General features: G+C 71.3%; 18 protein-coding genes. 5 read left to right on the plus strand and 13 right to left on the minus strand.

What is annotated here, in order from left to right; translation table 11 throughout:
* Positions 1–73: 73 nt before the first annotated feature.
* Both ACF1CT_RS03480 and ACF1CT_RS03485 read right to left on the minus strand, forming a co-directional pair.
* Positions 74–892 (minus strand): hypothetical protein, encoded by an 819-nt coding sequence (locus ACF1CT_RS03480; protein ID WP_391782058.1) that lies wholly within the window; start codon positions 890–892, stop codon positions 74–76.
* On the minus strand, positions 889–1,245 hold the full coding sequence (locus ACF1CT_RS03485) for a PadR family transcriptional regulator (RefSeq protein WP_391782059.1): 357 nt from the start codon (positions 1,243–1,245) through the stop codon (positions 889–891). The genes ACF1CT_RS03480 and ACF1CT_RS03485 overlap by 4 nt, the downstream gene beginning before the upstream one ends.
* A 304-nt stretch (positions 1,246–1,549) precedes the next feature.
* Here ACF1CT_RS03485 and ACF1CT_RS03490 point away from each other — a divergent pair, with 304 nt between their 5' ends.
* Positions 1,550–2,269: a DsbA family oxidoreductase gene (locus tag ACF1CT_RS03490; protein ID WP_391782060.1), complete on the plus strand. Its 720-nt coding sequence runs from the start codon at positions 1,550–1,552 to the stop codon at positions 2,267–2,269.
* Between the two features lie 175 nt (positions 2,270–2,444).
* A complete protein-coding gene (locus ACF1CT_RS03495; RefSeq protein WP_391782061.1) occupies positions 2,445–3,506 on the plus strand; it encodes an aminotransferase class V-fold PLP-dependent enzyme in 1,062 nt (353 codons plus the stop codon).
* Between the two features lie 7 nt (positions 3,507–3,513).
* Here ACF1CT_RS03495 and ACF1CT_RS03500 read toward each other — a convergent pair whose 3' ends face one another.
* Positions 3,514–3,999, minus strand: a complete 486-nt coding sequence (locus ACF1CT_RS03500) for a MarR family winged helix-turn-helix transcriptional regulator (RefSeq protein ID WP_391782062.1) — start codon at positions 3,997–3,999, stop codon at positions 3,514–3,516.
* A 214-nt stretch (positions 4,000–4,213) separates the two neighbouring features.
* Here ACF1CT_RS03500 and ACF1CT_RS03505 point away from each other — a divergent pair, with 214 nt between their 5' ends.
* Positions 4,214–5,290 (plus strand): alkene reductase, encoded by a 1,077-nt coding sequence (locus ACF1CT_RS03505; protein ID WP_391782063.1) that lies wholly within the window; start codon positions 4,214–4,216, stop codon positions 5,288–5,290.
* A gap of 29 nt (positions 5,291–5,319) precedes the next feature.
* On the opposite strand, the gene ACF1CT_RS03510 is transcribed toward ACF1CT_RS03505, so the two are convergent.
* The 10 genes from ACF1CT_RS03510 to ACF1CT_RS03555 all read right to left on the minus strand — a co-directional run bounded on the left by ACF1CT_RS03510 (position 5,320) and on the right by ACF1CT_RS03555 (position 14,696).
* Positions 5,320–6,111 carry a hypothetical protein gene (locus ACF1CT_RS03510; RefSeq protein WP_391782064.1) on the minus strand — a complete coding sequence of 264 codons (792 nt, stop codon included), beginning with the start codon at positions 6,109–6,111 and terminating at the stop codon, positions 5,320–5,322.
* Between the two features lie 48 nt (positions 6,112–6,159).
* Positions 6,160–7,185 carry a VOC family protein gene (locus tag ACF1CT_RS03515; protein WP_391782065.1) on the minus strand — a complete coding sequence of 342 codons (1,026 nt, stop codon included), beginning with the start codon at positions 7,183–7,185 and terminating at the stop codon, positions 6,160–6,162.
* 140 nt (positions 7,186–7,325) lie between these two features.
* A complete protein-coding gene (locus tag ACF1CT_RS03520) occupies positions 7,326–7,754 on the minus strand; it encodes a nuclear transport factor 2 family protein (RefSeq protein WP_391782066.1) in 429 nt (142 codons plus the stop codon).
* A 279-nt stretch (positions 7,755–8,033) separates the two neighbouring features.
* A complete protein-coding gene (locus ACF1CT_RS03525; RefSeq protein ID WP_391782067.1) occupies positions 8,034–9,323 on the minus strand; it encodes a cytochrome P450 in 1,290 nt (429 codons plus the stop codon).
* Positions 9,320–9,940 carry an ATP/GTP-binding protein gene (locus tag ACF1CT_RS03530; protein ID WP_383722193.1) on the minus strand — a complete coding sequence of 207 codons (621 nt, stop codon included), beginning with the start codon at positions 9,938–9,940 and terminating at the stop codon, positions 9,320–9,322. The genes ACF1CT_RS03525 and ACF1CT_RS03530 overlap by 4 nt, the downstream gene beginning before the upstream one ends.
* Positions 9,912–10,295 carry a DUF742 domain-containing protein gene (locus ACF1CT_RS03535; RefSeq protein WP_391782068.1) on the minus strand — a complete coding sequence of 128 codons (384 nt, stop codon included), beginning with the start codon at positions 10,293–10,295 and terminating at the stop codon, positions 9,912–9,914. The genes ACF1CT_RS03530 and ACF1CT_RS03535 overlap by 29 nt, the downstream gene beginning before the upstream one ends.
* Positions 10,292–10,723, minus strand: a complete 432-nt coding sequence (locus ACF1CT_RS03540; protein WP_391782178.1) for a roadblock/LC7 domain-containing protein — start codon at positions 10,721–10,723, stop codon at positions 10,292–10,294. The genes ACF1CT_RS03535 and ACF1CT_RS03540 overlap by 4 nt, the downstream gene beginning before the upstream one ends.
* A 2-nt stretch (positions 10,724–10,725) precedes the next feature.
* Entirely contained in the window at positions 10,726–12,126 is a 1,401-nt protein-coding gene (locus ACF1CT_RS03545) for an ATP-binding protein (protein WP_391782069.1), read from the minus strand.
* A gap of 602 nt (positions 12,127–12,728) precedes the next feature.
* Complete coding sequence (locus ACF1CT_RS03550; RefSeq protein WP_391782070.1) at positions 12,729–13,592, minus strand: DUF3592 domain-containing protein; 864 nt, start codon at positions 13,590–13,592, stop codon at positions 12,729–12,731.
* Positions 13,593–13,616: 24 nt separating this feature from the next.
* Positions 13,617–14,696 carry a hypothetical protein gene (locus ACF1CT_RS03555; RefSeq protein WP_391782071.1) on the minus strand — a complete coding sequence of 360 codons (1,080 nt, stop codon included), beginning with the start codon at positions 14,694–14,696 and terminating at the stop codon, positions 13,617–13,619.
* 45 nt (positions 14,697–14,741) lie between these two features.
* On the opposite strand from ACF1CT_RS03555, the gene ACF1CT_RS03560 reads away from it, so the two are divergent.
* Positions 14,742–14,987 carry a hypothetical protein gene (locus tag ACF1CT_RS03560; RefSeq protein WP_391782072.1) on the plus strand — a complete coding sequence of 82 codons (246 nt, stop codon included), beginning with the start codon at positions 14,742–14,744 and terminating at the stop codon, positions 14,985–14,987.
* A gap of 323 nt (positions 14,988–15,310) precedes the next feature.
* Positions 15,311–16,066, plus strand: coding sequence for a carbonic anhydrase (locus ACF1CT_RS03565; protein WP_391782073.1), 756 nt, complete (start codon positions 15,311–15,313; stop codon positions 16,064–16,066).
* Positions 16,067–16,295: the final 229 nt, after the last annotated feature.

Below are 16,295 nucleotides of genomic sequence, written 5' to 3' on the forward strand. Positions count from 1 at the left end.
GATCCGCGTGCCCACGCGTGACGGCCGGGCGTGGCGCGTTCCGGCACCGTGCGGTCCGTCGTGCGCGGGAAGGTCACGCGGCGGCCCGGCGCGGGCGCGCGGCCCGGCCGAAGCCGTGGCCCAGGGCCAGCACGACGCCCACGACGGCGAGTCCGGCGGGGGACGCCGTCGGTGTGACGATCCATGGTGCGGCGCCCACGAGGACGGCGACGGCATGCCGGACGCGGCCGTCGTGGGCCGCCGCCCGGACCGCGAGCACGATCGCGGCGGGCCCGAGTTGTCCCACCATGCCCAGTCCGGGGTCGGACACGCCGAGGACCGCCGCGCCCAACGACGGCAGCCAGCTCAGGACGGCGAGGACCGGGGCCAGCCGCCGGTCGGGTCCGGACGGGGCGGCACCGCCCGGCATCAGGACCAGGACGGCCAGCAACGGGATCAGCCACGCGTCCGCCCCCACACCGGCCGCCAGCGGCACCAGGGTGATCGCGCCGAGCGCCCTGGCGTGCGGCCAACGCCCCAGACACGCAAGGACGCCGGCCGCCAGCACGGCCGTGTACACCGCCGTTCCGCCGTGCCGGAGGGCGGCCGTGCTTCCGGTCGTCACCGTTTCGGCGACGGCAGGGGTGAGGTGGGCGGCGGCCAGGGCCGAGGCCCCGGCCAGCGCGTAGGGGGCGGCGGTGAGGGCGAAGCGGCCGATCCGGTGGCGACCGCTGGTGCGGGTCCTGACCCGGATCGCGTGCGCGGCGATGTCCAGTTCCTCCAGGTACCGGGCCCTTCGTCCCGCTCCCTCGACGGCGTCCCGGTACATCTCCTGGATCTCGGCCCCGTGCAGGTCCCGGTAGCGGCGCGGGTACAGGGGCAGGGCGCGGGGCGAGGGCTGGGCGTCGGTCATGCGGGGACTCCGGTCGGATCGGTGGTGGCGGCCTTCCTGAGACGGCGGTTGGCCTCCCGCGCGGTGGCGGTGATGCGTCGGACCTCGGCGGTGAGGGCCCGGCGGCCGTCGGGGGTGAGCGAGTACGTGCGCCGCAGCCGCCCCTCGACGCGCTCCTCGGAGAAGACCTCCACGAGTCCTTCCTCCTGCAGGCGCTCCAGGGAGCCGTACAGGGTGCCGGTACGGAGCTTCACCCGGCCCTGGGAGATCGTGACGATCTCCTGGGAGAGGGCGTATCCGTGCCGGGGGGCGTCGGCAAGGGCGGTGAGGATGAGCAGGGTGGGTTCCTGCATGGATCTCCTGCGATCGGTCATGTCGAGGACTATAGGCCGTTCACCTGACTATGGAAAGCGGTGTGAGCAGGGATGACCAACCTCCTTCATAGTCAGGTGAACGGCATGTCGTGAATGGTGTCCGGTGGTGGCCGGCGCGGCCGGCGACCGCGATCCGTCATCGGCCGTGGCCGCTCGGGGTCGCGCCGGAGCGGTCACGGCCCCGGCCGTGCGGGGTCGCGCCGGGCGCGGTTCGGGAATGGGGGAGTCCGCCGCCGTGTTCGACATGCCGTGCGAAGGAGTGCTTCGCGTCGCCCGCCCCCGGACCCGGAGAGAAGAAGAGAACATGCGCGTCGAGATCTGGAGCGACATCGCCTGCCCCTGGTGCTACATCGGCAAGGCCCGCTTCGAGAAGGGCCTGGCGGGATTCGCCCACCGCGACGAGGTCGAGGTCGTGCACCGGTCCTTCGAACTCGACCCCGGGCACCGCAGGGGCGACACCGTGCAGGTGGTCGACATGCTGGCGCGGAAGTACGGGCGCACCCGCGAAGAGGTGCGGGACATGGAGGCGAACGTCGCGGCGAACGCGCGGGCCGAGGGGCTGGGCTACCTCACCGAGGGCCGTGACCACGGAAACACCTTCGACATCCACCGGCTGCTCCACCTGGCCGCGGCCCGCGGCCGTCAGGACGAGCTGCTGACCCGCGCGTACCGGGCGAACTTCGCCGAGGAACGTTCGGTCTACGACGACGAGGTGCTGATCGAGCTGGCCGTCGAGGCCGGACTCGACGCGGACGAGGCGCGCGCCGTCCTCGCCGACCCGGAGGCCTACGCCGACGAGGTGCGGGCCGACGAGCGGGAGGCGTCCGAACTCGGTGCCAACGCGGTGCCGTTCTTCGTGCTGGACCGGCGGTACGGGATCTCCGGCGGCCAGCCCGCCGAGGTCTTCGCCCAGGCGCTCGAACAGGCTTGGAAGGACCGGCCGTTGACCGCGATCGGCGGGGACGCCGAGGCGTGCGGACCCGACGGTTCCTGCGAGGTTCCGCAGGGCGGCAGCGGCAGCTGAACCGGGGGCGGGTCCGTCCGGGCCCGTGCCGCCGGTCCGGTCCCCGGCGGACACGGTCCCGGGCCGTGCGCGTGGGCCCGGTTCGGGCCCGTCAGCTCATCGTCCCCGAACCGTCCCCCGCGGATCCGGGCGATGGGCGATTGACGAGCCGTCAACGCGACTGCACGCTGAACGCATGGATACTGCTTCGCTCGACCGCGTGGTGAAGGACCAGTTCGAGCCGGGGGTCACCTACCTCAACACCGCGAGCTGCGGGCTGCTGCCCCGTCGTGCCGTGGCGGCGGTGAAGGAACTCGCCGACGAGCTCGCCTCCGGGCGGCGAGCCGGCTCCGGCGACTTCGAGGCGGTGGAGGCGGCCCGGGCCGGTTTCGCCCGCCTCGTCGGCGTCGATGCCGACCGGGTGGCGACCGGCAGCTCGGTCTCGGTGCACGTCGGACTGATCGCCGCCTCGTTGCCCGCGGGGGCCGAGGTCGTGGCACCGGAGGGGGAGTTCAGTTCCGTCGTCAGCCCGTTCGCGGTCCGGGGCGACCTGAAGATGCGATACGTCCCGTTGGAGCGGCTGGCCGAAGCGGTACGGCCCGGGACCGCGCTCGTCGCCTTCTCCGCGGTGCAGTCCGCCGACGGCAGGCTCGCCGACCTCGCCGCGGTGCGCGCGGCCGCCGCCGCCCATGGCGCCCGGACCCTGCTCGACGCCACCCAGGCGGCCGGCTGGCTGCCGTTGGACGCCGGGGCGTACGACTACACCGTCACCGGCGGGTTCAAGTTCCTGCTGGGCCCGCGGGGCACGTCGTTCCTCACCGTGACGGAGGAGGCGCAGCGCACCCTGCCCGCCGTCTTCGCCGCATGGGTCGCCTCGGACGATCCCTGGAACAGCACCTACGGGCCGGTCGAGCGGCTCGCGGCGAGCGCCCGCCGCTACGACGAACCGCCCGCCTTCCTCTCGTACCACGGGGCCGGGCACTCCCTCGCCCTGCTGGGCGAGATCGGTATCGGCGCCGTCCACGCCCATGTGACCGCTCTCGCGGCCCGCTTCCGGACGGGGCTCGCAGGGCTGGGGCACGAGGCGGTGCCGGGGGAGTCGGCCGTCGTGGCGGTGCCCGGGCTCGGCGGGCGGGCGGCGGAGCTGGCACGGGCCGGGGTGGTGGTGTCGGACCGGGCGGGGGCCCTGCGCGCGGCCTTCCACCTGTACAACACGGAGGCCGACGCGGACCGGGCCCTGGACGTGCTCGCCCACTGAGCCCGGGTCAGTCGCCTCCGGGACAGTCCGCGGTCTCCCGGCAGAGGTTCTCCTCGACCTTGGCGAGCAGCCGGGCCAGTTCCTCGCGCTCGGCGGTGTCCAGTCCGGCGAGGGTGTGCTCCTCCAGATCCGTCCAGGCCCGCTCGACCGCCGTGTGCAGCGCGCAGCTCTCGTCGGTGGCCTCGACAAGGACGGCCCGGCGGTCCGACGGGTCGGGGCAACGGCGGACGTGCCCGGTCTGTTCCAGACGCTGGAGCATCTTGGTGACGGTGGAGGGGTCGAGGTCCATGGCCCTGATCAACTCGGACTGGCGTACCGCCCCCGCGTCCCACAGGTACATCATCAGGAACTCCTGACCCGGGTAGAGGCCGAGCCCCCTGAGCAGTTTGCCCGCGGCGATGCGGTGCAGCCGGGCGACCCGCGAGACGGCATGGCTGACGGGGCCGCCGCGGGCGGCGCTCGGCAGTTCGGTACAGGCGGGATCGTCCTTCATCGGGCCTCCTCGGGTGGGACGGGCGGGGCGCTCCGGCCATGATTCCCGCAGTGTGGGCGGACGGGGCGCCATGACCATGATTCCCGCGGTGCGGGACGGGCCGCCCACGCGGTTCCGGGGCTTTCTGCGAACTTTACCTTGGTCGGCCAATCAATCCGCTAGAGTGGCGGCGGCGAAAATAATTGGCCGACCACATATTTTTTCGGGAGCCCCCATGACCACCGCTTTCGATCCGATCGACCTGTCCGGCACGCAGCTCGCCAACCGCATCGCCATGGCCCCGATGACCCGCAGCCGGGCCGGTGAGGGCGGCGTCGCCACGGACCTCGTCGTCGAGTACTACGCCCAGCGCGCCTCGGCGGGCCTCATCATCACGGAGGGCGTCCAGCCGTCGGTGGTGGGCCAGGGCTACCCCAACACCCCGGGGCTGCACAGCGCCGAGCAGGTGGCGTCCTGGCGCGAGGTCACCGACGCGGTGCACGCGGCGGGCGGCCGGATCTTCGCCCAGCTCATGCACGCGGGCCGGATCGGCCACCCGGTCCTGCTGCCGGACGACCTGACGCCGGTCGCCCCCTCGCCGGTCAGGCCCGCGGGCCGACTCTTCACCGGAGCGGGACTGGAGGACTTCACCACGCCGCACGAACTCACCGGCGACGAAGTCCGGCAGACCGTCGCCGACTTCGCGGCGGCCGCCCGCAACGCGATCGATGCCGGTTTCGACGGGGTCGAACTGCACGGCGCCAACGGCTACCTCATCCACCAGTTCCTCGCGCCCAACACCAACCTGCGCGACGACGAGTGGGGCGGCTCCGAGGAGGCCCGCATCCGGTTCGCCGTCGAGGTGGTCCGGGCCGTCGCGGCCGAGATCGGCGCGGAGCGCACCGGGCTGCGCATCTCGCCCGGAAACCCGTACAACGACATCGACGAGCCCGAGCCGGACGCCGTCTACACGGCGCTGGTGCGGGAGATCGAGCCGCTCGGCCTCGCCTACCTGCACATCCTGGAGGCGGTGGAGACGCGGGAACTGACTCTCGCGCTGCGCAAGCGGTTCTCCGGGACCGTCGTCCTCAACATGTTCACGGACGGCCCGACCGGACCCGGCGACCACACGGTGATCGACGACGGCATCGCCGACATCATCTCGTACGGCGCGCTGTTCATCGCCAACCCGGACCTGCCCGCCCGGCTGAGGGCCGGCGGCCCGTTCAACACCCCGGACCCCTCGACCTTCTTCGGCGGGGACGCGAAGGGGTACGTCGACTACCCGGCGCTGGACACCGACCGGTCCTGACGGACGCCCGCCCGCCCCGGGCGGGCGGTTCAGGTTTCGTCCGGTGCCCGGTCCCCGAAGAGGCGGAACACGTCCTCCTGGAGGCTCATGAGGTCGGTCAGCGTCCAGAGCCCCTCGCCCGGCCGGGGCTCCTCACCGGCCGGCGGGAGGGGCCGGCGCGCCTCGACTGCCCGCACCTGGTGGGCGGGATCGGGCAGCTGGGCCAGGCCCACGACGCCGAAGCGGGCCCGGCCCCGCTCGGCCGCCGCGTCCCGGCCCGACAGCTCCGCCCAGGTGGGCGGCCGGGTGAACGAGCCCGCGTAGAACTCGACCACCGGGAACTCGTCGGCATCGTGCACGTCGCGCACGAACGCCCCGTGGAAACGGCCCGAGACCTCGAAGGAGATCACGTCCCCGGGGCGCAGGAACGACAGCGCCCGGGGCCGGCGCGGGCGCCGCGTCAGCGGGACCGGCGCGGACGCGAGCAGCTCCTTGATCTCCGGGGACCGGCGCTCGAAGGCATCGGACAGTACGACGTCGTGGTTGAGGTCGTCCACCGCCCGCAGCGCGGCGGCCGTGGTGTGCGGGTCCTGGAAGCCGTACTTGTGCAGCAGTGCGGCGAGTGCGACCCGGGCGACGTTCCTGCTCGCCGCGCCGGCGTCCTCCCCGTCGAGCAGACAGCGCCACCGGCGCAGGACCGGAGGCAGCACCGCCCGCTCGATCTCGGCGTGCGAACGGCCCGGCGGACGCATCTGGTGCTGCACCCACCGGGCCAGTTCCTCGTCCATCGCCCGGACCAGTCCGCGGGCGGCCAGTTTCTCCAGAACCTGCTGATGCTTCACGGCGTCGATTCTGGCCACGGCCCGGCGCGGCGGCCCGGGCGGGGTGCTCTACTCCCGGCCGGGCTCCGGCAACGGCGCGCTGTGCCATCGCCACGAGGCGACCCGGGGACGCCCGGGCAACTCGGCACGTCCGGTGGCCCAGAGCAGCACGGCCCACCGGTCGGTGTCCTCCGGTGCCCGCGGGAACAGCCGCGCCAGCACCCGGCCGCAGAGATCGGCGGGCGGCGCCCAGGGCACGCCCAGGCCTGCGGCGAGGTCGTACGTGTGCACCAGGGTCTCCACGACACCCATCGCGGCGAAGCCCTCGGGGTCGGAGATCCCGTAGGTGTGGTACGACCGGACCTCGGGAGGGGATGTCCGCACCATCGCCGCGAGCAGCGCGCCGCTCGCCTCCAGCGTCCGCAGCAGCCCCTCGGGCCCGGCCGACCGGTCCGCGAAGACCGCGTTCGCCGGGCCGCCCTCGCGGTCGGCCGTCCAGCGGAACGGGAGGTAGGCGTCCGACGGCGGCCTGCGCGGCCCCAGTTGGGCGGCATAGGAGAAGAGATCGTCGCTCAGGTGCTCCGCGGTCTCCCAGCAGTCCCACTCCAGTGAACCGGCCGGGGCCGACCAGTCGTCCGCCGGGCACTCCCGCAGCGCGTCGACCGCGAGCCGGACCGCGGTGGTCACGTCGTCCGCGCCGACCGGCAACCGTTCCCCGGCCAGCGCCGCCCGTTCCGCCGCGCCGCATTCGACGCAGAACTCGTTGCCCTCCGGGTCGGCGAGCGTGGCCCAGCCCCGGCCGTCCGGCCTGCGGTGATCGGCCACGAGGGCGGCGCCCAGACCGAGCAGCCGTTCCACCTCCTCGTCGCGGGTGCGGTCCTGCGGCTGGATGTCCAGGTGCACGCGGTTCTTGGCGCGTTTCGGCTCCGGCACCGTGATGAACAGCAGTGCGGTGCCCGGCGCCTCGACGAGCACCTCGGGATCGCCCGGGGCGTCCTCGTCGGAGAGCGGGGCGTCGACGACCCGGGACCAGAAGCCGCCCAACTCGTAGGCGTCGGCGCAGTCGATCGTGATGTGACGTACGTGTGAGGTCATGGGTGACACTCTTGCCACCCGCGGCCGTCGCGGTCCACCGAGTTGAGAGGCGTGGACGGGCGGCGGGCGTGTGCGGCCCGGACGATGTTCCGCCCGCGGCGGGCCGCGCGCTGCGCGCCGCGGGCATCGTGGGGCACGGCTCAGAGGTTGTCGCCCCAACCGCTCTGGAGCATCGTCTGGAACGCCCACCGCCCGTTCCGCCGGATCAGGACGTCGGCGTATCGCAGGTGCCGCGTACGACCCTCCGCGGTCATGGCCGAGTCCGAGAAGACCACAGCCATCGAGGGGGAGACGAAGACGGGGGTCCGGGTGGACTCGAACGAGATGTCCTCACCGCCCCCGCCCATCACCTGCGTCATCGTCGTGACGAACCGCTCGCGGTCCCACTGAGCCGAACGCCCGTCACCCGCCGCGTCGTCGCTCACAAGATTCAGGGGGAACACCGCCATGTCCGCCATGCGCCCGATGTCGCGCCGGGCGCTGCACGCGTCGTACTCCTCGAACCAGGCGGCCAGGCTCGCGCGGTCCTCGGTCGTCGGGACGTATCCGGTGTCGGGCAGCTTGGTCACGCGGACTCCTCACGCTCTCTTCGGGCACGCTCGCCCTTCGCTCGTACGCGCTCTTCGCGCATACTCGTCAAATTTGACTACGAGGAAGGTATGCCTCCGGGGGCAAGTAGTCAAACTTGATGAGTATGCGCGGGTTCCGAATCCTCGCGCCGGAAACGGACACGGGCGTGGGCACGGGCACGGGCACGGAGGCGGGGGGGGGGGGGGGGGGGGGGCCCCCCCCCCCCCCCCCCCCCCCCCCCCCCCCGACGAGACGATCGACGGCAGGTGATATGGCTTCTACGCCTTGATGCCGCCTGCCGTCGGGGAGAGTGGTGCGTCCTCGGGACGGGAGGGGCTCCGGCTCCAGGGGGTGGCCCCGTCGGCGTCGGGGGTCAACGGGGTGAACCGGGCCGGGAGCGAGGTGAGCGTCCGGTGGACGGCGCCGGGGCGATAGGTCAGCTTGTCGGCCGGAACGTCCAGTTCGATGTCCGGCAGATAGGTCAGCAGCCTCTCGATGGCGGCGGTGGCGATCAGCGTGGCCACGTCACGGGCGGGACACGCGTGGGGCCCCGCGGCGAAGGCGAGGTGCGCCTTGTTCCCGGAGCGGTAGCCGTCCGTCGGCATGCCCGAGTGGGGGCAGGTGTTGGCGGCGGCGTAGGACACCATGACCGGCGAGCCCGCGGGGATGCGAGTGCCGTGGAAGGTCACGTCCTTCCTGGGGAAGTGGACGCTGTAGTTGGCCAGCGGCGCGTCGTGCCACAGCGCGTCATCGATGGCGTGCTGGATCGGCAGGCTCCCGGTGGTCAGCGTGCCGAAATAACGGTCGTCACTGAGCATGCGGACGAGCGTGTTGGCGATGAGGTTGCACAGCGGCTCGTTCCCGGCCCCGAGGGTGATGAGGATCTGGTTGACGGCCTCTTCCCGGTTCAGCCCATTGGGGTGATCGATGAACCAGGAGGTCAGATCATGGCCGCGTTGTGCCGCCTTGGTCCGGTAGAGCGTTTCGAGGTAGGCGCCGAACGACTGCCCGCCCAGTGCCTGTGTCTCCGGATCGCTGTCCATCATCGCCCCGAGGGCCCACACGAGCCGTCGGCCCTCTTCGTCCGGCATTCCGAACAGCGCGTTGAAGACCATCAGGGGAAGCTGCTGCGCGTACTGGCGGACGAGGTCGACCGTCCCGATGTCGGCGAATTCCTGGAGCAGCATGTCGGCGTAGCGGAATGTCAGGATCCGCACGTCATGAGGGTCCAGGAGACCGAAGCTGTCCGTGATCACACGCCGCAGGTGCGCGTGTGCGTCGCCATCGGCGAAGAACAGACTCGGCCGCCACTCCACCAGGGGCCGGATCGGGCTGTCCTCCGGCACCTGCGGCAGCCAGCTCCGGGTGTCCTTGGTCCACGTATCGGTGTCCTGGAGGAGGTCGAGGGCAGCCCGGTAGTCGGTGACCAGGTTGACCACGACACCGGGTGCCACCTCGGCTACGCCGACCGGCCCCTGCCTGCGCAGCAGTTCATAGCTGCGCTGCGGGTTCGCGGCGTGTTCGGCCCCGTGCAGGGACACGGGGGCTTCGGCTGGTATGAGCGTCACGAGGCTTTGACTCCGGCAACGGATATGGAATGGGCGGTCAGTTGGGCGAGGGCGTGCAAGCCGCTGTTCTTCTCTCGTGCGTCACAGGTGACCAGTGGAGTCTCCGGGGCCAGGTCAAGCTTCGAACGGATGAGCGCCAAGTCGTACTTGGGTGAGTCAGGGAAGACATTGACAGCCACGGCGTACGGCAAACCGCGCTCCTCGATGAGTTCCATCACCTCCCAGGAGTCCTTGAGACGCCGGGTGTCGACCAGGACGAGGGCGCCAAGTGCTCCGAACGCGATGCCTTCCCACAGCGGAAGGAAGCGGCGCTGTCCGGGTGTTCCGTACAGGTACAGGACGATCTTGTCGCCCGGCAGCGTCAGACGGCCGAAGTCGATGGCGACCGTGGTCGTCGTCTTGTCACGCAGGACATCGTGGCTGAGGTCGTCGGTAGCGACCGCCGCGTTCGTCATGACCTCGTCGGTGTGCAGTGTCGGAATCTGCGACAGCGACTTGACGACGGTCGTCTTGCCGATACCGAGCGGACCGGCAACGAGGATCTTGATCCTTCGGTGTTCCCCCTCAGGCAGGTAGACGGGAGGCGAGCTAGGCGGCAAGGAGAGCGTGGAGTCCACTCAGAACCTCTTCCAGGACTTCTTTCGACGGCCGGCCATCGTTCGACGCGCGGAGGGCGTCTGGAATCGGAACGGTGGCCTTTAACTGACCGTCATTGACGAGTTGTTCGGCGAGCACCAGAGTCACGCTGACCGGGAGACCGAGATAGCCGGCCAGTTCGACGACGCTGAGGGATCCGTCGGTGAGCAGCTCGACCACACGCTGGTGCACCGCCGTGTGGTACCTGGCGAGGGGCAGACCACTGGCTCGCAGGGCGGCAAGTGAATCGAGGGCGCCCGAGAGACCGGCACTGGGGTTGGTCCCGGTCGCGAGGTAGGCCGGCAGCAGCCGTCGCTGTTCCTGGCCGCGACTCATGACGCCCCGTCGTTGGTACGAGCGGGAACGGACATGATCTGTTCCCCGAGCTTCATCGCCTGGCGCGCCATGGTGGCGGCGACGACCCCCATGGGCATGTCCTCATCGCCTGCCGCCGCGATCAGGGTGTTGGTTCCTTCGCCCACCGGCATGACCATGTAGGTACCCCGGTCGTTGTGCGAGGTGACGGTCGTGAGCGGAGTGCTCGGAGGGGCTCCCAGAACGGCGTTGGTGGCGGCACGGGAGGCGGAGTGCAACGCGGCGGTCATCGCGCCGATGCCGTCCGCCTCGTCCTTGGTGAGGTTCTCGGAGGTGGCCTGGACCATCCCGTCGAGCGTCATGGTCAAGGCGTGCCGGACCCCACGGATCTCGGTGATGGGCTTCAGGACCCAGGCGGACGGGCCGGTCACTTCGTGGGCTTCGGGCATGGTCACAGTGCTTCCTCCGAATCGGTGACGGACCGGCCGTTGGTGAGGCCACTTTGGAAATCGCTCCAGATGGCACCGGTGTTTTCCGGGTCCAGGGGGCGGGGGGCAGCCGCTGCTTCGTCATGGGCGGCTGTCGCTGAGAAACGGCGGCGGCGCTGCGGCAGTTCCGCTGCGGCGGTCCGCGCGGGCGAGTGGTCGGGCGAGTCGGCGGGAGCGGGCCGCTTGTGGGCCTGCGGCGCCACGGCAGGCTGGGGAGCCATGACCGACGGAGGCATGGCGTTCTCGTCGATGGAAGTCAGCAGGTTCTCGGGAACGGACACCACAGCGCGCACCCCGCCATAGGGAGAGGAAGTGTCGATGGAGACATGGAGGCCGTAGTCGGCGACGAGACGGCCGATGGCGGCGAAGCCCATGGACGGCGGGTCGCCGAGTTCGAGGAGCATCACCTCCTGCTGTTCACCCGATATCAGGTTCCGGCCGCGGGCGAGCGCCTCCGAGGTCATGCCCTTGCCGGCGTCGTCGATCGTGATGCACACACTGCCGTTGCCGGTCTGGATCAGGCCGACGTCCACCATGAGGTCGTCACGGGAGTGCTCCAGCGCGTTGGCCATCAGCTCGGCACAGACCACGGCGACGGGCTCAGCCGCGCGTCCGACCACGCCGATGTTGGAAAGGCCCAGCCGGGAGACGATGTTGATGCGGTCGAAGCCGCGCAGTCGGGAGGAGGCGCCGCTGACGACCTCGCTCACGTAGGTGTCCTTGCGGACGTGCCCCGGCCAGCCTCCGCACACGATGGCGGATCTCTGCGTCAGGCGCAGGTTCTGCTCATTGATGTGGTCGGACTCAAGCAGGCTCTGCGTCAGACGGGGCGGCGCGCTGAACTCGTGCTGCAGACCCACAATATTCGTCTGCAACCGGTAGGAGAGGGCCTGGGACTCCTGGGTCGCGCCACGCAGGACAGCCCGAGCGGCGGCGTCGATACGGCGCCTTTCCTTGAGGACGATGCCGCTTACCGCTTCGGGCAGGGCGTCGAGAAGCTGTGCGGCCTCGGACCCCGCGAGGTTCTTGTGCAGGATCCCGGGGACGGGGTGGTGAGAGCTGATCAGGTGCAGTGCGAGAGCGGGAAGCCGATTGGAGACGAGGTGACGCACTTCGTCGAGAAGCTCCGCCTCGCGGTTGTCGAGCTCCTTCATACGGGACTCTGCGGCCTGCTTGTTCAGCACCTCGGTCCGGGCATGGCCCTCGGCAGCCCGCGCACGGGAATCGGCGGCCTGCGCCTCCGCAAGCAACTCTTTGCCCCGTCGCACGTGTTCGCGGCGCGAGCGGGCCAGGAGCAGCGCCCAGACTGCTAGGAGGAGAGACAAGACGCCAAGGGCAACGGCGATTTTCGAGGACAAGGTCACGGAGGGTGGTCCTAGGGGTCGATCGAGCCTTCGAGGGGCAGCGCGGCGGTTCGCTCCCCCCGTAGGGGGCGGGCGCGGCCTCCGGAGAGCTGGTGGACAGGAGAAACGATTCGGCAAATGAATGGTGCGTGGAACGTTCGTGCGGCGAAGAGGTGCTACCGCAGACGAACGACTGACAGCCCGGGACGAGGCCCGGTGATCCGCCCGAGTCGGCCAGGGCTGCAGCACCGCGATCCCCACTGGCGGACGGCCGCCCGGCCGGCGCCGCTGCACATACGGCCCCGGAAACGGTTGCAGGGCGAAGCCTGCTGAACGCAAACGAACAGGTGCATCAGAGCTCCGTTGAGGACCGCGAACATCGGCAGCATCGGGCGCTTTCCGCCATCGCACGCAGTCGACACGCGGCCTTGCCATCATCTAAAACGCGCCCAGCTTACTGGAGTTGATCTGCACATGCGCCTTGGCGGGGCCACGCAGTCACGAACCGGACGATCTTCGCCCGCCGCGTTCTCGCCGATCAGGCACGGCGCAGTCGACGGCACTCTCCGGCACCTCGCTCCGCAGCCGACCCCGGACGGCGGGCACCGCGCGCTCCTTGGCCGTCAGAGCAGCACCGCCCCCGCCACGGCCGTTGCCACGAGCACGACGAGCGCCAGGACGTGGAACGTCACCTCCCGCTCCTCCGAGCGGCGTTCGGCCGCACGGTCCAGCGTGAACCGGGCAGGGTCGTCGGACGTGTAGTGCACTGTGATGTCGCGGCCGTACGCGCCGGCCGGGTCCGGCAGGTTCGACGTGCAGTAGGCCGTGACGGCCGTGCCCTCACGGGTGGTGAACGACACGACCGGGGTGATGGTGGTCGAGGTGTGGCCGTCGTCGTCGACGCTGACATCCCTCAGCACCGCGACGACGCGTCCCCGCACAGTGTCCATCGCGGCCAGTTGCCCGATACGGCGGTTCCTGGCGCGTACTGCCCCGGGCAGATGAACGGCGCCGGAGAGCGCCCACGGCCCGCCGAAGCCGATGAGCGCCCAGGGCCACCCCCAGCCGACCGCTGCGAGGACCACCAGCCCGACGTAGACCAGGAAGACCGCGAAACCCGGCCCGCCCAGCCCACGACTTGCCTCCTCCGGTGTGTTGGAGAACCGGTAGGCGTGCGGTCTGCCTCGCGGGTGGCTGACCCCGACCTCCCGGCCCTCCCACGCACAGGTGATGATCGTCTCGCTCCGCTCACCGTCGTTCGTCACGGTGACCTCCTGCCCGGAAGCCGGATCGCGGTAGGAGACGACCACCGATATCCCGCCCTTCCGGGACCCACCGTGCCGGGGCTCCCGCACCCGCTGGATCCGCCCCGTGAGCCGGACCGTCCGCTGCGCCCCGGTCGCTCCGGCCAGCGACATGCCGTACCCGACCAGCGCCACCACGCCCCACACCGCACACCACAGCACAAGAAGCTCGTCCCACCCCATACGCCCCTCTTCCTGCCGAACCGGTCAACTGCCGCCGCGCCGCAGTACTCTGCCCAGGCCGTCCGCCTCCAGCGTTCCCGTGCCTGCGTCGCCGGTGACCACGACCCTGAGCACGAGCGAGCCGGTGACGCCGCCGACGGTGAGCTGCCAGCTCCGCGGGGCCCCGAGGCCGGGAATGGTCCTGGCCTCCTCGACCAGGCCGGGGACGCGATCGTAGGGCAGGGACCTCGGGTCGAACGAGGGGTTCTTCACGCCGGTGGGGGTGAAGACGACTGTCAGCAGGTGGTCCTGCACGACGACAGTGAGCGCCCGGCGCCTGTCCGCGCCCTGCGTCAACGACTCGACGGCCCTGCGCAGTTCGCCCTCGTCGAGCATCGACTGGCCCGGTCCCGGGGTGACCGTGCCCAGCGCCGACGTCACAGTCGTGGACAACGTGGAGGAGACTGACGGCGTGGAGGCGCCGCTGTCGCCCTCGCGGGCGTCGAACAAGTCGGCACGGAACAGCAGGAGCACGGCGGCCGCGCCGAGCAGCAGCCCGAGGAGAGTGAGAAGGGCGCTGAAACAGCCCCCCGGGGTCTCGCTCTTCATGGCCGGACCCGGTACCGAGTCCACCCGGGCCCCGGCCGCCCGCTCCTCCCACTGCGGCGTCGGCCGCTTCACGATCCGCGTCTTCCACGGCCGGTCCGGCGGATACTCCACCACCACGACCCCGCGAGGCCGGTAGTCGGGCAGCTCGACAAGGTTGACGTCCTGCCGTATCTCGACACGGAACGCGGGCGCGCCGTCCGGCGCGACCGACAGCTCGAACCGCACCGGTACGTCGCTGGTCTCACCCCCGACGGCCTCCAGACTCTCGATCACCGCGAGCGCCGTGCGCGGCGCGACGGCCGCCTCCCGGGCACGGCGTGGCAGTGTGGCGAGGAAGAACAGAATCCCGTAGACCGTGGGCAGGACCAGCCCCGTGACGATCAGCGGCGCCCTCCCGACGACACAGCCACCGATGAACGCGGTCAGCGACGCCCCGGCCACCCCGCCCGTCAAGAACCCCAGAGCGAGCTCAGCGGGCCTGTTGTGCGTGGGCGGAGCGCCCGCGGCGATCGTCATACAGCAGATTGTGCACGTCATGGGCAACGGTCGACAGACCTGCGGATGGGTTCCGGTGTCCTGCCTCTGAACGGCTGCGCGGAGTACCGGCTCCGGCAACCGCACGGCGGTCGGCCGGGACGGCCACGGCCTGGTGACGGCCGCGACGGCGGAGCTCCGCCCCGGGCACTGTCGGCCTCAACCCACGAGGAAGCGGCCGAGATCGCCGCCACCGTCGCCCGCCTGGCACGTTCCGACGGCCAGTACAACACCGGAGCAACGATCGGCGTCGAGCGAGGGGTCACCGCCTGACGCGGGAGCCGACAGCGCACAGACGCTCTGCCGCTCCGTTGGTTCCGCGCGCCTCCCGGTCCTGCACGGCGGTTGACGGTCCGTCACAGAAGTCGTGCCGGAACCCGAGAAAGGACCGCACCCCGGCCGTCGGTATCGCAGTCGGCCGGGCGGGTCTCCGCGCCAGAGGCGCGCGCCACCGCCCGAGCCGGTTCTGTGGGCTGTCCGGAGCAATGTGGCCCGCGCCCGCTTGTGCCTGCCGCGACGGCGCCCGCACCCCGCTGGACCATTGGCCTGGTCAACACGCAGTGACGTGTCCGAGCGGCATCGAGGGGAACCGACCGATGGACAGAGCCGGATGTCCGGAACGCAGATCGCTGCTTGCCGGCGGACTCGCGGGCGCCGTGGCCGCGCTCGCGGGGTGCTCATCGACGAGGGCCGCCTCGTTGGCGAGGGCTGCCTCGCCGACGGCCGGCGCTTCGCCGGGAGAGCGGCCCACCACGCCCGCCACGGCATTCGCGCGGCTGATGGAGGGCAACAAGCGCTGGGTCGGCGGAGACCTTCAACACCCCGACCGGGATCCGGACCGGCGTCAGCTCGTGGCCCAGGAGCAGGAGCCCTTCGGGGCGGTTCTCTCGTGTATCGACTCCCGGGTGCCGCCCGAGCTCCTCTTCGACACCGGCCTGGGCGACCTCTACGTGATGCGCACGGGTGGGGAGGCGGTCGGCCCGGTGGTCACTGGCTCTGTCGAGTACGGGCCCATGACGAGTGGCACGCCTCTCGTCGTGATCCTCGGGCATCAGCGCTGCGGCGCCGTCAAGGCGGCGTACACGTCCCTTCGTGACGGCAAACCGCTGCCCGGCAACCTGCAGGCGATCGTCGAGGCCCTGGAGCCGGCGTACAGGCAGGCCGTCCGGGAGGGCGGCACCGACCCGGTCGAGACCATGGCCCGCGCCCAGGTCAAGCTGACCGCGGCCGATCTGCGATCCAATCAGGACCTGGCCCCACTCGTGAGGAAGGGCGCCCTTGCCGTGGTGGGCGCCTACTACTCGCTCGACACCGGCAAGGTGGAAGTCCTGGCCGGCGCGCCGGGCGGCTGAGCCGAACGGCCGACGAGGCAATGACGGACGCGGACTTCACGTACGGCACGCCGGTTCGCGGCGCCGGAGGACGTCGCCCGGGCGGTCGCCTTCCTGCCGGGCGATCCGGCGGGCCTGGGCAACGGCACCGACCTGCGCGTCGACGGCGGGCCGACGGCCCAGCGCACGGCGGCGACGGAGGCGGTGTGCCGAGGGGCCGCTCCTCCACGGGGCGCGGGGCCGCGAGCGC

The organism is Streptomyces sp. NPDC014734, assembly GCF_043083325.1.
GTDB lineage: Bacteria > Actinomycetota > Actinomycetes > Streptomycetales > Streptomycetaceae > Streptomyces.

Coding starts and splice junctions, on each gene's coding strand:
- ACF1CT_RS03480 (WP_391782058.1), bottom strand. CDS start 892: ATGACCGACGCCCAGCCCTCGCCCCGCGCCCTGCCCCTGTACCCGCGC.
- ACF1CT_RS03485 (WP_391782059.1), bottom strand. CDS start 1,245: ATGACCGATCGCAGGAGATCCATGCAGGAACCCACCCTGCTCATCCTC.
- ACF1CT_RS03490 (WP_391782060.1), top strand. CDS start 1,550: ATGCGCGTCGAGATCTGGAGCGACATCGCCTGCCCCTGGTGCTACATC.
- ACF1CT_RS03495 (WP_391782061.1), top strand. CDS start 2,445: ATGGATACTGCTTCGCTCGACCGCGTGGTGAAGGACCAGTTCGAGCCG.
- ACF1CT_RS03500 (WP_391782062.1), bottom strand. CDS start 3,999: ATGAAGGACGATCCCGCCTGTACCGAACTGCCGAGCGCCGCCCGCGGC.
- ACF1CT_RS03505 (WP_391782063.1), top strand. CDS start 4,214: ATGACCACCGCTTTCGATCCGATCGACCTGTCCGGCACGCAGCTCGCC.
- ACF1CT_RS03515 (WP_391782065.1), bottom strand. CDS start 7,185: ATGACCTCACACGTACGTCACATCACGATCGACTGCGCCGACGCCTAC.
- ACF1CT_RS03535 (WP_391782068.1), bottom strand. CDS start 10,295: ATGAGTCGCGGCCAGGAACAGCGACGGCTGCTGCCGGCCTACCTCGCG.
- ACF1CT_RS03540 (WP_391782178.1), bottom strand. CDS start 10,723: ATGCCCGAAGCCCACGAAGTGACCGGCCCGTCCGCCTGGGTCCTGAAG.
- ACF1CT_RS03550 (WP_391782070.1), bottom strand. CDS start 13,592: ATGGGGTGGGACGAGCTTCTTGTGCTGTGGTGTGCGGTGTGGGGCGTG.
- ACF1CT_RS03555 (WP_391782071.1), bottom strand. CDS start 14,696: ATGACGATCGCCGCGGGCGCTCCGCCCACGCACAACAGGCCCGCTGAG.
- ACF1CT_RS03560 (WP_391782072.1), top strand. CDS start 14,742: ATGGGTTCCGGTGTCCTGCCTCTGAACGGCTGCGCGGAGTACCGGCTC.
- ACF1CT_RS03565 (WP_391782073.1), top strand. CDS start 15,311: ATGGACAGAGCCGGATGTCCGGAACGCAGATCGCTGCTTGCCGGCGGA.